Genomic DNA, 12,540 nt, shown 5'->3' on the forward strand with positions numbered 1-12,540 from the left:
TGGGGCCCATGATCCGACATCGATTCGGTATGAACATGCTCTTTACTTAGTCATGGTCGAACGTTGGTGTTCGAGTGGGGGATGCGCTGACACTCGTTCACCGGAAGTCCGCGTGCGGTCAACGCGTCGCTGACAGAGTCCGGCGCATGGATATCCCCAACATGGGCGTGCCGGCCAAGCTTGTCGACCGCATGAGCATGGCCGAGCAGCACGAGTACCTGCGGGCCCGCTTCTCCCGCCGTCGGATGCTCCGCGCCGGCGCCGTGACCGTGGGTGCCATCGCCGTCGGCGGTGCGCTGGGCGGTGGCACCGCGGTCGCGGCCCCGGCCGGCCCGCAGCTGCTGACGGGCGGCACGACGGACGGCATCGACGGCTCGCTGGTCGCGCCGATCGGGCGCCACCTCCAGTTCGGCCCCGAGCCGGACACCCAGTTCCGTATCTCCTGGCAGGTCCCGGCCCCGGTGAAGAAGCCGTTCCTGCGCTTCGGCAAGCACCCGTGGGACCTCAGCCACAAGATCCAGGCCGAGGTCCGCGCCCTGCACACCCCGGCGCTGACCCCGAACAGCCAGCCGGTGGACCAGTACTACCTGCACGTGGCGCTGGAGGACCTGCACCCCGACACCACCTACTACTACGGTGTCGGCCACGACGGCTTCGACCCGGCCTCGCAGCAGCAGATCTCCACCCTGCACACCTTCCGCACCGCGCCCTCCCGCGACCACCGCTGGGGCAAGGCGTACGAGCCGTTCACCTTCACCGCCTTCGGCGACCAGGGTGTCAGCTCGCACGCGGCCGGCAACGACCACGTGATCCTGGCCCAGAAGCCGGCCTTCCACCTGCACGCCGGCGACATCTGCTACGCCGACCCGGCCGGTTCCGGCACCGACCCGGACAAGTCCGTCTACAACGCCCGGACCTGGGACGACTTCCTGGTCCAGACCGAGACGGTCGCCGCCAGCGTGCCGTGGATGGTCGCGTACGGCAACCACGACATCGAGGCCTGGTACTCGCCCAACGGCTACGGCGGCGAGAACACCCGCTTCTACCTGCCGGAGAACGGCCCGGACCCGCGCAAGGTCCCCGGCGTCTACAGCTTCCGCTACAAGAACGTCGGCGTCATCTCCCTCGACGCCAACGACGTCTCCTACGAGATCCCGGCCAACCTGGGCCTCTCGGCGGGCAAGCAGACCGCGTGGCTGGAGCGCACCCTCAAGGACCTGCGCGGCGACGAGACCGTCGACTTCATCGTGGTCTTCTTCCACCACTGCGCCTTCTCCACCACGGTGGCGCACGCCTCCGAGGGCGGTGTCCGCGAGGCCTGGGTGCCGCTGTTCGAGAAGTACCGGGTGGACCTGGTCATCAACGGCCACAACCACATCTACGAGCGCACCGACGCCATCCTCGGCAACAAGGTCTCGAAGCAGGTGCCGAGCGGCGCCGTCATCGAGCCGGAGAAGGACGGCGTGGTCTACGTGACCGCGGGCGCGGCCGGCCGCAGCCTGTACAAGTTCGACGTGCCGGACACCTACGAGGGGCACGAGAACCACCAGGACGAGGTCACGACCTACTACTGGAGCAAGGGCCGGGTGAAGACCCCCGAGACCATCCAGTGGTCGCGGGTGCGCTACACCGGCTACTCCTTCATCAAGGTCGACGTCACCCCGGCACACCTGGGCCAGAAGTCGGTCATGAAGGTCACCGCGTTGACCGAGGACGGCAAGCAGATCGACAACTACAGCATCCTGCGCAAGGTCGGCGAGGGCTGGGACTCCGGCCGCGACGACGACGGCGAGGGCGGCGGCTGGGGCTGGTAGGCCCCGACCGGTGTGACGGGCCCCGCGCGGTGAGGCCCCGACGTCGAGGTCGGGCGGCCTCGACGTGCGGGGCCCGCTCGGTTCTCAGCGCCGGGGCCCGTACATGATCACGGCGACCCCGGCCAGGCAGATCAGCGCGCCCAGCACGTCGTAGCGGGTCGGCCGGAAGCCGTCCACGAACACGCCCCAGAGCAGCGAGCCGGCCACGAACACCCCGCCGTACGCCGCCAGCACCCGGCCGAAGTGGCTGTCCGGCTGCAGCGCCGCGACGAAGCCGTACGCGCCGAGCGCCACCACCCCCAACCCGGCCAGCCACCACGGCCGTTGCTCCTTCACGCTCTGCCAGACCAGCCAGCAGCCGCCAATCTCGGCGACTGCGGCGAGGGCGAACAGAGCGACGGAACGCAGCACGGTCATGCTGCCGAGCGTATGTGCTCAGCTCTGCCGGTACGTGGCCAGGAAGCGCCCGATCCGGTTGATCGCCGTCTCCAGGTCGTCGGCGCGCGGCAGGGTGACGAAGCGGAAGTGGTCCGGGCGGGGCCAGTTGAAGCCGGTGCCCTGGACGACGTGGATCTTCTCGCGCAGCAGCAGGTCCAGTACGAAGCGCTCGTCGTCGACGATCCGGTGCACCGCCGGGTCGAGCCTGGCGAAGGCGTACAGGGCGCCCTTGGGCTTGACGCAGCTGACGCCGGGGATCTCGTTGAGCGCCTTGACCGCGATGTCGCGCTGCTCGGTGAGCCGGCCGCCGGGCAGCACCAGGTCGTTGATGGACTGGTGGCCGCCGAGCGCCGCCTGGACGGCGTACTGGGCGGGCACGTTGGGGCACAGCCGCATGCCGGAGAGCATGGTCAGGCCCTCCAGGTAGTCGGTGGCGTGCTGCTTGGGGCCGGAGACGACCAGCCAGCCGCTGCGGAAGCCGGCCACCCGGTAGGCCTTGGAGAGGCCGTTGAAGGTGAGGGTGAGCACGTCGTCGGCGAGGGCCGCCAGGCAGTGGTGCTCGGTGCCGTCGTAGAGGATCTTGTCGTAGATCTCGTCGGCCAGCACCATCAGGTGGTGGCGGCGGGCCAGCTCGAGGATGCCCTCCAGCAGCTCCTTGGGGTAGACCGCGCCGGTGGGGTTGTTGGGGTTGATGACGACGATCGCCTTGGTACGGGCGGTGATCTTGGCGGCGATGTCGTCCAGGTCCGGGTACCACTCGGCCTCTTCGTCGCACAGGTAGTGCACGGCCTTGCCGCCGGCCAGCCGGACGGACGCGGTCCACAGCGGGTAGTCCGGCGCCGGGACGAGCACCTCGTCCCCGTCGTCCACCAGCGCGGTGACGGCCATCTGGATCAGCTCGGAGACGCCGTTGCCGAGGTAGACGTCGTTGACGGTGACGCCCCCGACCCCGCGCTGCTGGTAGTACTGCACCACCGCGCGACGGGCCGGCAGGATGCCGCGCGAGTCGCTGTAGCCGTGCGCCTGGGGCAGGTTGCGGATGATGTCCTGGATGATCTCCTCGGGCGCCTCGAAACCGAACGGGGCCGGGTTGCCGGTGTTCAGGCGCAGCACGCTGTGCCCGGCCGCCTCCAGGGCGTTGGCCTGGTCGACCACCGGGCCCCGGATCTCGTAGCACACGTCATTCAGCTTGCTGGACTGCCGAAACTCCATCTGCGGCCTCCCGACCGTCACCACCGCTCCGTTGCTTCTGCTTTGTTCTACCAAGCTGGCGCTTGGAAAGTCCAACCTCTTAGCTATGCTGATCCACATGTCACGCCGAAGCTACGACCAGTACTGCGCCGTCGCCCGCGCCCTGGACGCGGTGGGGGAGCGCTGGAGCCTCCTGATCGTCCGTGAACTCCTCCGCGGCCCGCGCCGCTACACCGATCTGCACGCCGACCTGCCCGGAGTCTCCACCGACATCCTCGCCGCCCGGCTCAAGCAGCTGGAGGGCGAGGGGCTCGCCGTCCGGCGCAAGCTGGAACGGCCGGCCAGCGCGACGGTCTACGAGCTGACCGAACGCGGACGCGAACTGCGGCCGGTGATCGAGGCCTTGGGGGAGTGGGGGCTGGGCGCCCTGGGCGCCCAGCGGCCCACAGACGCGGTGCGCGAGCACTGGTTCACGGCTCGAAGCGCGGTGGAGGGGGCGGCCGTCGTCGCCGGGTGACCGCCGGGTGCGGGGGTGGCCGTCGCGTGAAGGGGCGGCGGCAAGGCCCCCGTCGCCGGCCGCCGCCCCGTGTCCCCAGGATGGCGCGCACCGATAAACGGGCACTGGACGCGGAATGAGCGTAGGGGCCCCGACATTGAGGCGCGTGGGCGTGCACGTACGATCGTCGGACCGCGAAGCCATCCCAGGAGAGCGGAGGCAGTCCGTGCCCACCACCTACCGCAGCTACGTCGCCGTCGGGGACTCCTTCACCGAAGGCATGTGCGACGACCTGCTGCCCGACGGCCATCACCGCGGCTGGGCCGACCGGCTCGCCTCGGCACTCGCGGCCGAGCACACGGACCGGGTGGGGCCGGCGGACGGGGACTTCCGGTACGCCAACCTCGCCGTCCGCGGCAAGCTCATCGGCCAGATCCACGACGAGCAGCTCCCCACCGCCGCCGCCATGGGCGCCGAACTCGTCACCCTGGCCGGCGGCCTCAACGACGTGCTGCGCCCCGGCTGCGACATCGACCGGGTCGAGCGGCTGCTCGGCCGCTGCGCCGCCGACCTGCGCGCCACCGGCGCCACCGTCGTCCTGTTCACCAGCACCGACCCCACCCGCCGCCTGGCCGGCAGCGCCCGGCTGCTGCCCGCCATCCTGCGGATGAAGGCCTTCGTGCAGGAACTCGGGCAGCAGGACGGCTTCGCGGTGGTCGACCTGTTCTCCGCGCCCTGCTTCGACGACCGCCGGCTCTGGGCGGAGGACCGCCTGCACCTGTCGCCCGAGGGTCACCGCCGGGTCGCCGAGGGCGTGCTGGAGGCGCTCGGCCGCCCCGCCGCCTTCGACTGGCGAGCCCCGCTGCCGCCCGCCGCCCCGACCGGCCGGGCCGAGAGGCTGCGCTCCGACGCCCGCTGGCTGGGCACCCACCTCGGCCCGTGGATCGGCCGCCGTCTCACCGGCCGCTCCTCCGGCGACGGCCGCCCGCCGAAGCGGCCCGAGCTGCTGCCCTACCGCTAGGGCCTGTCCGGTCCGACTGCTTCAGTCCTCCTGCTTTTCCAGGACCAGGCTCGCCATCGGGGCGTGGGTGGTCCAGCCCAGCGAGGTGTAGAGCGCCTGCCCGGCCGCCGTGCCGACCAGCACGCCGGTGCGGGCACCGGTCTCGTGCGCGGCGGACTGCAGGGTCCGCATCACCACCGAGCCCAGGCCCCGGCGGCGCTGCTCGGGGGCGGTCACGATCTGGTCCGGAACGGCCACCGGGCCGGCCAGGCCCGCCTGGCCCCGGGCGGCGAGGTGTCCGTCCTCGGTGCGCACCAGCACTCGTAGGATCCCGCCCCTGGTCCAGGTGGTCACGGTGTAGCCGGTCGGGAGCTCGGGCCGCTCGGCGGAGAGCGGGACGGTCATCAGGAAGCCCGGCTGGTCCAGCCGCCACTGCGGGCCGAGCCAGGGGCGCACCGTGTCGTCCTCGGCGAACAGCTTCAGCCAGGTGGTCGGCGCGGTGATGGTCTCGGCGAGCTTGCGGACCTCGGCCTCGGTCGGCTCGGGCAGCACGTGCCGGCCCACCTCCCCGACCGGTGCGCCGACGTCGATGCTCCAGCCCCAGGGCTGTTCCACCGGATCGGCGGAGCCCCGGGAGACGGTCCAACCGCTGATCCACATCCGGACCAGCTCGGTGATGCTCGACTGCGGCATGCCGCCTCTCCCCCGTTCGTAATGGCCTATCTGCCGTCGCACACCTTACCGGCGCGGAGGCGGGTCTGCCCAGTAGGATTTCTGCTCCACGGCGCCGGACCGGTGCCCAGCTGCTGGAAGGACCCCGGAACGTGCGCGAGACCGAGCCGCCGCAGGACCGGACGGCGGCCGCGCCGACCCCGCTCCAATCCGACTGCCGCAGCTGCTTCGGGCTCTGCTGCGTCGCCCTGCCGTTCGCGGCCACCGCCGACTTCGCCGTCAACAAGGCCGCCGGCACCCCCTGCCGCAACCTGCAGACCGACTTCAGCTGCGGCATCCACGCCCGGCTGCGGGACAGCGGCTTCCAGGGCTGCACCGTCTACGACTGCTTCGGCGCCGGACAGCGGGTCTCCCAGGTCACCTTCGGTGGGGTCGGCTGGCGCGAGGAACCCGCGAGCGCCCAGCCGATGTTCGACGTGTTCCCGATCGTGCGGCAGCTCCACGAACTCCTCTGGTACCTCACCGAGGCGCTCACCTTCGAGCCCGCCCGCCCGGTCCACGCCGAGCTGCGCCAGGCCCTGGAGGAGACCGACCGCCTGGCCGGCGGCACCCCAGAGGAGATCCTCGCCGTCGACGTCCCCGCGCACCGCCAGCAGGTCAGCGACCTGCTGCTGCGCGCCGGCGAACTCGTCCGCGCCGCCGTCCCCCGTCGCCGCGAGTACCGCGGCGCCGACCTCTTCGGCGCCCGCCTGCACGCCGCCGACCTGCGCGGCGCCAACCTCCGCGGCGCCCTCCTCGTCGCCGCCGACCTCTCCGGCGCCGACCTGCGCCTCGCCGACCTGATCGGCGCCGACCTGCGCGATGCCAACCTCGCCGGCGCCGACCTCACCTCGGCCCTCTTCCTCACCCAGGCCCAACTCAACGCCGCCCGCGGCGACGCCGCTACTCGCCTCCCCGCCGCCCTCACCCGCCCCGCCCACTGGCCGGAGACGGTCAGTGCCGCCGTGCCTGCCGCCGCCCCGCGCAAGCCCCGTGGCGGGGCCGGGCCGCAGGGCGGCGGCCGCTCGGGCAGGCCGCGTCGGCGGTAGCCCCGCCTCGCCGCTGTTCACGACTCGGGGCGGAGCGGGTCCTCGCAGCGCCGGCCGCCCCGCGCGGGTCCGTGGGCCCGTGCTCGGCTACCCGCCGGGGTGGCTCGGCATCGTCAGGGCCCGTCGGCGTTCACCGGTCCCACGGCGGCCCGCCGGCGACGCGACCGCGGTTCAGGCGTCGGCGTAGCCGCGGGTGAGGAGGTCGAAGGCGCGGGTGGCGTCGGCGACGGCTTCGGGGTGGAGGTCGTCGGCGGTGCGGCCGTTGTCGTGGATGCGGTGCCAGTTGCGCAGCGCGAGGACGCGTTGGGTGGCGGTGGCCTGGGCGGCGAGCAGGGGGGCGGTGAGCTCGTGCGGCGGGGCGAGGTCGGGGACCTCGCGCAGGGCGTCGGCGAGGGACTGTTCGGCGCGGGCGACGTAGGCGCCGACCCGGGCGGCCAGGCTCGGGGTGCCGTAGACCAGGGCGGTGAAGGCCAGCACCTGGGGGTGGTCGTTGAGGCCGGTGACGGGGTCGCGCCGGGCGAGGCCGTCGAGGAAGTCCCGGCGCAGGGCGTCGAGCACCGACTCGCCGTCGGCCCGGCCCCGGACCGCCTCGGCGGCCTGTTCCTGGTGGTCGGCGAAGCGGTGGACGACCAGGTCCTCCTTGCTGGGGAAGTAGCTGAACAGGGTCGGCTTGGAGACCTCGGCGGCGGCCGCGACGTCCGCCACCGACACCTGGTCGAAGCCGTGTTCCAGGAAGAGCGCGATGGCCGCCTCGGAGATGGCCTGCCGCGTCCGTTCCTTCTTGCGTTCCCGCAGTCCGCTCATGGGGCCAGGCTAACAGCAGCGGTTGACCGGGGCAGGTTTCTAACTCGGTATGAAAGTCGGGATATCGGAAGTCGGGGGCGCTCGCCGGGGGATCGGAGGTCGGGGATCGGGGGTCGAAGGTCGAAGGTCGGGGGATCAGGAGTCGAAGGACTCCATGATCCGCCGGACCGACGCCACCACCGGCGCGCCCGCCCGTACCAACGAGGCCACCCCGGAGATGTTGCGCAGCGCCCGCCGCAGCGCCGGCGGCGAGGCGGTGGAGCCGTCGCCGATCTCCTCCAGCGACTCGTCCAGCACCTCCCGGTCCTCGGCCGGCACCTGGTCGCGCAACAGTCGTACGGCGGCGGTGAGTTCGCGCAGTGCAGCCTGGGGGTCCAGCGGGCCCTGGTTCTTGACGATGCCGATGTTGTGGTCGCCGTGCTGGGTGACCGAGTCGCCGAAGTGGAAGGAGTTGCTCACAGTCCGACCCGCTTTCCGGTGTTGTGGTCGCCGTACTGGGCGATCTTGTCGCCGAAGTGGGCGTTCTCGACTTGGATCGCGAACTCGGCCCGCGGGTTGTGGATTGCTTTCCTGAGGCTGCTGATCTGTCGGGAGTCGTGGCTCGTTACGACGATGGTCCTTGAGCTGGCGGTCTCGATAATCAGCTTGTGGAGAGTCTTTCTCCGTAGCCCGGCGCGCAGTTGGTAGAGACCGATCAGGAACAGGAGCGGTAGCGCGATCGGACCGGCGGCCATCAATGTGACGTTCAGTGCGGACTGATTGGACGTGTCGATGGTGATCGCTAAATATGCCAGTGCGAGTAGCAGGAAGATGAAGCGAGAAATTGTCCACGAACGCTCGGGTGGGCGTTCCACCTGCGGTCGCGTGCTGGTGACGCGGCTCAACGGATAGGCGTCCTCGCCGACCCATAGCGCCTGCCCTTGCACCCTGACGTGCATCATGAGTTCGCTCCCCGGTATTCCTACACGCTGCGGTCGGCGAGGACCTCGCGCACGACGTGGCGGGCGTTGGAGGTCAGGGCCGGGTCGGTGTGGCGGTAGTAGGGGATCGTCACCAGGGCGATGGAGAACGCCCAGGCGCGACCGCGGGCCCACATCGCGTCGTCCGCGTGCAGGGCGGCCCGGAAGGTGGGGCGGGCGGCGGCGGGGAGCAGGTTCCAGGCGGCGATCAGGTCGGCGGTGGGGTCGCCGACGCCCATCAGGGCGAAGTCGATGACGGCGGCGAGCCGGCCGGTTCTGGAGACCAGCAGGTTGCCGGGGGTGAGGTCGCCGTGCATCCAGGTCGGCGGACCCTGGTACTCGGGGAGGCGGAGTGCCTTGTCCCACAGGGCGGTTGCGGCGACGGTGTCGATCGCGCCGGCCAGCTGGGCGATCGCCGCGCGGGTGGCGCCGTCCCGGGAGGCGAGCGGGAGGCTGCGGTGCCCGGCCGGGCCGCCCGCGGGGTCGGCGGCGCGCAGGGCGTTGACGAAGCCGGCCAGGTCGCGGGCCAGCGCGTCGGGGGCGGCGAGGGCGCCGACGGCCGGGTTGACGCCGTCGAGCCAGCGCAGCACCGACCACTCCCACGGGTAGCCGGCGGCGGGCCGGCCGACGGCGACCGGTGCGGGGACGGGCAGCGGCAGTCGCGGTGCCAGCCGGGGCAGCCACTGGTGCTCCCGGCGGACGTCCCCGGCCGACCACTCCACCCGGGGCAGTCGGACGGCGAGTTCGGGCCCGAGCCGGAACATCGCGTTGTCCGTCCCGGCGGACCCGACCGGCGTGACCGGAAGACCCACCCATTCGGGGAACTGGGCGGAGAGCAACCGCCGTACCAGGGCCGCGTCGACGACCGGTTCATCGGGGTGCATCCGGGCGGCAGCGCACATGCCCGGCAGCGTACAGCGCAGATCGCCGGGCTTCAGCCGGATTCCCGAAGTACCGGGCTCGATAAGGTGAGGAGATGGTGATCAGTCAGCGGACGGACGGGGAGCGCCGGGCACTGCGCGCGGCGCTGGGTGCGTTGGCGCTGCTCACGCTGCTGGGCGCGGTGGGCGACTACAGCGGACGGCCGGGCGGGCTGTTGGTGCTGCGCGAGTGGTTCGACCGGCCGCTGCTGCTGTTCACCGCCGCGCTGCCGCTGCTGCTGGCGGTGCTGTACTGCGTCACCTGGCGGGCCTGGATCCGGGTGGTCCTGGGCGTCGGCGTCATGCTGACGGCCGCGGCGACGGTCCCGCTGTGGATCTTCCTCGACGCCCCGCAGGTCACCGGGACGCAGAAGGCGCCCGACCGGTCGGACCGCCGGATCGTCCGGCAGGAGCAGGCCGGGATGCTCGACACCGCCCAGTGGATCTTCGTAGACCAAGGCGCCGGCCTGACCACCCGCCGCTGGCAGATCGCCTACGCGGGCTTCAGGGCCGACGACTCGATCGACGCGGCTTGGGACGGGCCGGACCGGATCAGGTTGACCTACGGCGGCTGGACGAAGGTGATCGACCTCGCCGCCGACGGCCGGCCCAGCGGCTCGCTCACACTGGCGTGACTCGCACCCCCGATCGTCCCGCCCCGGCCCGTCGGAGTGGGAAGCCGCAACTTTGGCCCGTTCAAGCCTGATTGGGGCCGCCGCGGGACCGCGCCACGCCCGTCGCCCCGGGTGCGGCCGGGAGCCGTCACCGGTACCTGCCAGAATGCAGGGCGTACGGCGAACGCTCTGAAGGAGAAGGTGACCGGCTTCGTGACCACGCCAGTCGAACAGGGGGCCCGGCAGGCCCAGCAGGCGATCGAGCGGAAGATCGCCGAGGAACTGGGCGTCCGCGAGGGGCAGGTGAAGGCGGCCGTCGACCTGCTCGACGGCGGCGCGACCGTCCCCTTCGTGGCCCGGTACCGCAAGGAGGTCACCGGGTCGCTGGACGACGCCCACCTGCGCACCCTGGAGGAACGGCTGCGCTACCTGCGCGAGCTGGAGGACCGCCGGGCGGCCGTCCTGGAGTCGATCGAGGCCCAGGGCAAGCTGGACGACGCGCTGCGCGCCCAGGTGCTCGCCGCCGACTCCAAGGCCCGGTTGGAGGACATCTACCTGCCCTTCAAGCCCAAGCGGCGCACCAAGGCGCAGATCGCCCGCGAGGCCGGGCTGGAGCCGCTGGCCGACACCCTGCTCGCCGACCCGACGCAGGACCCGGCCGTGCTCGCCGCCCGGTACCTGGGCGAGTCGGTGGCGGACGGCCCGGCCGCCCTGGAGGGTGCCCGGGCGATCCTGGTCGAGCGCTTCGGCGAGGACGCCGACCTGGTCGGCTCGCTGCGCGAGCGGATGTGGACCCGCGGCCGCCTGGTCGCCAGGGTCCGCGACGGCAAGGAGGGCGACGGCGCCAAGTTCGCCGACTACTTCGACTTCGCCGAGCCCTACACCAAGCTCCCCTCGCACCGCATCCTGGCGATGCTGCGCGGCGAGAAGGAGGAGGTGCTCGACCTCGAACTCTCCCCCTACGACGGCGAGTCCGAGGGCGACCTGCCCGGCGAGAACGACTACGAGCAGCGCGTCGCCGGCCGCTTCGGCATCGCCGACCGCGGCCGCCCGGCCGACAAGTGGCTGGGCGACACCGTCCGTTGGGCCTGGCGCACCCGCATCCTGGTCCGGCTGGGCATCGACCTGCGCGCCCGGCTGCGTGCCGAGGCCGAGGACGAGGCGGTGCGCGTGTTCGCCGCCAACCTGCGCGACCTGCTGCTCGCCGCCCCGGCCGGCACCCGCGCCACCATGGGCCTGGACCCGGGCTTCCGCACCGGCGTGAAGGTCGCCGTGGTGGACGCCACCGGCAAGGTCGTCGCCTACGAGACGATCTACCCGCACCAGCCCGCCAACAAGTGGGACGCGGCCCTGGCCGCCCTGGCCGCGCTGGCGAAGAAGCACGACGTCGACCTGGTCGCGATCGGCAACGGCACCGCCTCCCGGGAGACCGACAAGCTCGCCGAGGACCTGATCAAGCGCCACCCCGAGCTGGGGCTCACCAAGGCGATGGTCAGTGAGGCCGGCGCCTCGGTCTACTCGGCCTCCGCGTTCGCCTCGCAGGAGCTGCCGGACCTCGACGTGTCGATCCGCGGCGCCGTCTCGATCGCCCGCCGTCTCCAGGACCCGCTGGCCGAACTGGTCAAGATCGACCCCAAGTCGATCGGCGTCGGCCAGTACCAGCACGACCTGAGCGAGGTGAAGCTCTCCCGCTCGCTGGACGCCGTGGTCGAGGACTGCGTCAACGCCGTCGGCGTGGACGTCAACACCGCCTCGGCGCCGCTGCTCACCCGGGTCTCCGGCGTCACCGCCACGCTGGCCGACAACATCGTCGCCCACCGCGACGCCAACGGCCCGTTCCGCACCCGCAAGCAGCTCAAGGACGTCGCCCGGCTCGGCCCCAAGGCCTTCGAGCAGTGCGCCGGCTTCCTGCGCATCCCCGGCGGCGAGGACCCGCTGGACGGCTCCAGCGTGCACCCCGAGGCCTACCCGGTGGTGCGTCGCATCCTCGCCTCGACCGGTGGGGAGCTGCGCGAGCTGATCGGTAACAGCGAACGGCTGCGCGCGCTGCGCCCGGCCGACTTCGCCGACGACACCTTCGGCGTCCCGACCGTCACCGACATCCTCGGCGAACTGGACAAGCCGGGCCGCGACCCGCGCCCGGCCTTCCGCACCGCCGTCTTCAAGGAGGGCGTCGACAAGATCGGCGACCTGGAGGTCGGCATGGTGCTGGAGGGCGTGGTCACCAACGTCGCCGCCTTCGGTGCCTTCGTCGACGTGGGCGTCCACCAGGACGGGCTGGTGCACGTCTCGGCGCTGTCGAAGAACTTCGTCAAGGACCCGCGCGAGGTGGTCAAGCCCGGCGACATCGTCAAGGTCCGGGTGCTCTCGGTGGACGTGCCGCGCAAGCGGATCGGGCTCACCCTGCGGCTGGACGACGAGGTCGGCCGCGACCGGGGCGACCGGGGCGACCGGGGCGGCGACCGGGGCGACCGGCAGGCCCGCCCGCCGCGCCCGGAACGGCGCGGCGGCGGCCAGGGCGGCCAGGGCGGCCGCGGCGGCGGC

At 72.2% G+C, this 12,540-nt stretch carries 12 protein-coding genes and 1 pseudogene; 6 read left to right on the top strand and 7 right to left on the bottom strand.

The window, feature by feature from the left end; all coding sequences use genetic code 11:
• Positions 1–146 precede the first annotated feature (146 nt).
• Entirely contained in the window at positions 147–1,814 is a 1,668-nt protein-coding gene (locus ABZW30_RS18015) for a metallophosphoesterase family protein (protein WP_355672071.1), read from the top strand.
• A gap of 84 nt (positions 1,815–1,898) precedes the next feature.
• Here the strand turns inward: ABZW30_RS18015 and ABZW30_RS18020 are convergent, their stop codons facing one another.
• Together ABZW30_RS18020 and ABZW30_RS18025 are read right to left on the bottom strand one after the other, a co-directional pair.
• Positions 1,899–2,231 (bottom strand): YnfA family protein, encoded by a 333-nt coding sequence (locus ABZW30_RS18020; RefSeq protein WP_355672072.1) that lies wholly within the window; start codon positions 2,229–2,231, stop codon positions 1,899–1,901.
• Between the two features lie 18 nt (positions 2,232–2,249).
• On the bottom strand, positions 2,250–3,464 hold the full coding sequence (locus ABZW30_RS18025) for a pyridoxal phosphate-dependent aminotransferase (RefSeq protein ID WP_355672073.1): 1,215 nt from the start codon (positions 3,462–3,464) through the stop codon (positions 2,250–2,252).
• Between the two features lie 97 nt (positions 3,465–3,561).
• Between ABZW30_RS18025 and ABZW30_RS18030 the strand changes: the two are divergent.
• Together ABZW30_RS18030 and ABZW30_RS18035 are read left to right on the top strand one after the other, a co-directional pair.
• Positions 3,562–3,915 (top strand): annotated as a pseudogene (locus ABZW30_RS18030) (helix-turn-helix domain-containing protein); the annotation flags it as partial.
• Positions 3,916–4,165: 250 nt separating this feature from the next.
• Positions 4,166–4,960, top strand: coding sequence for an SGNH/GDSL hydrolase family protein (locus tag ABZW30_RS18035; protein ID WP_355672074.1), 795 nt, complete (start codon positions 4,166–4,168; stop codon positions 4,958–4,960).
• 21 nt (positions 4,961–4,981) lie between these two features.
• On the opposite strand, the gene ABZW30_RS18040 is transcribed toward ABZW30_RS18035, so the two are convergent.
• Positions 4,982–5,632 carry a GNAT family N-acetyltransferase gene (locus ABZW30_RS18040; protein WP_355672075.1) on the bottom strand — a complete coding sequence of 217 codons (651 nt, stop codon included), beginning with the start codon at positions 5,630–5,632 and terminating at the stop codon, positions 4,982–4,984.
• A gap of 131 nt (positions 5,633–5,763) precedes the next feature.
• Here ABZW30_RS18040 and ABZW30_RS18045 point away from each other — a divergent pair, with 131 nt between their 5' ends.
• The gene (locus ABZW30_RS18045) at positions 5,764–6,699 is read left to right on the top strand and encodes a pentapeptide repeat-containing protein (protein ID WP_355672076.1); all 936 of its coding nucleotides are present in this window, start codon (positions 5,764–5,766) and stop codon (positions 6,697–6,699) included.
• A 171-nt stretch (positions 6,700–6,870) separates the two neighbouring features.
• Here the strand turns inward: ABZW30_RS18045 and ABZW30_RS18050 are convergent, their stop codons facing one another.
• From ABZW30_RS18050 to ABZW30_RS18065, 4 genes are all read right to left on the bottom strand, one after another.
• Positions 6,871–7,503, bottom strand: coding sequence for a TetR family transcriptional regulator (locus ABZW30_RS18050; protein WP_355672077.1), 633 nt, complete (start codon positions 7,501–7,503; stop codon positions 6,871–6,873).
• Positions 7,504–7,638: 135 nt separating this feature from the next.
• On the bottom strand, positions 7,639–7,962 hold the full coding sequence (locus ABZW30_RS18055) for a hypothetical protein (protein WP_355672078.1): 324 nt from the start codon (positions 7,960–7,962) through the stop codon (positions 7,639–7,641).
• Positions 7,959–8,444, bottom strand: coding sequence for a DUF6232 family protein (locus ABZW30_RS18060; protein ID WP_355672079.1), 486 nt, complete (start codon positions 8,442–8,444; stop codon positions 7,959–7,961). The genes ABZW30_RS18055 and ABZW30_RS18060 overlap by 4 nt, the downstream gene beginning before the upstream one ends.
• 20 nt (positions 8,445–8,464) lie before the next feature.
• Complete coding sequence (locus ABZW30_RS18065; protein ID WP_355672080.1) at positions 8,465–9,364, bottom strand: aminoglycoside phosphotransferase family protein; 900 nt, start codon at positions 9,362–9,364, stop codon at positions 8,465–8,467.
• 74 nt (positions 9,365–9,438) lie between these two features.
• Here ABZW30_RS18065 and ABZW30_RS18070 point away from each other — a divergent pair, with 74 nt between their 5' ends.
• On the top strand, positions 9,439–10,017 hold the full coding sequence (locus tag ABZW30_RS18070) for a hypothetical protein (RefSeq protein WP_355672081.1): 579 nt from the start codon (positions 9,439–9,441) through the stop codon (positions 10,015–10,017).
• 192 nt (positions 10,018–10,209) lie between these two features.
• On the top strand, positions 10,210–12,540 hold a 2,331-nt coding region (locus ABZW30_RS18075), incomplete at its 3' end, for a Tex family protein (protein ID WP_355672082.1).

The organism is Kitasatospora sp. NPDC004669 (assembly GCF_040609455.1).
GTDB lineage: Bacteria > Actinomycetota > Actinomycetes > Streptomycetales > Streptomycetaceae > Kitasatospora.